This window comes from Streptomyces sp. NPDC055815 (genome assembly GCF_053616475.1).
In genome coordinates this window covers 1-1,172 of record NZ_JBSHDU010000191.1, presented here as the reverse complement: position 1 = coordinate 1,172, position 1,172 = coordinate 1, and the positions used below count along the sequence as shown (strand labels likewise).

General features: G+C 70.3%; 2 protein-coding genes. One reads left to right on the top strand and one right to left on the bottom strand.

Features of this window, described 5'->3' with window-relative positions; genetic code table 11:
• Window positions 1-139: 139 nt before the first annotated feature.
• Complete coding sequence (locus ACWGN5_RS41920) at window positions 140-466, bottom strand: rhodanese-like domain-containing protein (protein ID WP_453524297.1); 327 nt, start codon at window positions 464-466, stop codon at window positions 140-142.
• A 37-nt stretch (window positions 467-503) separates the two neighbouring features.
• On the opposite strand from ACWGN5_RS41920, the gene ACWGN5_RS41915 reads away from it, so the two are divergent.
• Entirely contained in the window at window positions 504-1,118 is a 615-nt protein-coding gene (locus tag ACWGN5_RS41915; protein ID WP_453524295.1) for a TetR/AcrR family transcriptional regulator, read from the top strand.
• Window positions 1,119-1,172: the final 54 nt, after the last annotated feature.

The following is a 1,172-nucleotide window of genomic DNA, read 5'->3' as shown; positions in this document are numbered from 1 at the left end:
GCCCCGCTGGTCACTCCCGGTGGGTTGGGGGGAGTGGTTTCTGCGGGTAACTCGGCGCTGCGGACCCCATGGGTGTGATTTCGCGGGCACTTGGGGAGGGCGAAGACTCCCGTTGGAGTCTTCGCCCTCCTTGGTGGAGTCAGGCGGATTCGGTCGGGAGGCCGGCCTCGACCCAGTCCTGGATGCCCTCGCGGTACTTGCGGACGTTGGTGTAGCCGAGCTGGGTGAGTCGGTCGGCGACCTGGCCGCTGTTGGGGCACGCCGGGTTGGAGCAGTACGTGACGATCTTGGCGTCGCGGTCGGGGAGCAGCGCGGTCGCCCGGGCGTCGACGTCGGCCGGGGGCAGCGCCAGGGCGCCGGGGAGGTGCTGCTGGGCGTAGTACTCGCCGCCGAGCGTGTCGAGGACGGTCACGGACTCGGCCTTGATCGCCGCTTCCAGTTCCTCGCGGGTGATGAGTGCGGTCATGCCACTGCCTCCAAAGGAATCGGACTACAGTCCAGATATGACTCATGACGATAGCGGACTGCAGTCCGGTTCTGCAATGCCCCTGGAACTGCTCCGGACGCCTCCGCCCAAGGAGCGCGCCGACGCTGCCCGGAATCGGGTCGCAGTGCTGGAGGCCGCCGCCAGGCTGTTCGCCGAGCAGGGCGTCGAGGCGGTGTCCATGGATCAGATCGCCGCAGCCGCCGGTGTCGGCAAGGGCACCCTGTTCCGCCGCTTCGGCGACAAGTCGGGGCTGGCGGCCGCCCTCCTCGACGCCCGCGAACGCGTACTGCAGGAAGCCGTCCTGCACGGGCCGCCCCCACTCGGCCCCGGCGCCCCGGCCGAAGAGCGCCTGTCCGCGTTCCTGGACGCCTACTTCGACTACCTCCTGGAGCACCTGGCGCTGGTCCGGATGTCCGAGACCGCAACTCCCGGCGCCCGGTACAGGATCGGGGCCTACCGGTTCTGGCACCGCCACGTGGCGATCCTGCTCGCCAAAGCCCCCGACCCCGACCACGCCGCACACGCCCTGCTCGCCGCCGTGGCAGCCGACCACGTCGCCGCGCTCCTGCCCGAACTCGGCGAACAACGGATGCGCACCGGCCTCCTCCACCTGGCCCACCGACTGACGTGACCCGAGTCGGACCCCCGTGGGGTCCGCAGCGCCGAGTTACCCGCAGAAACCACT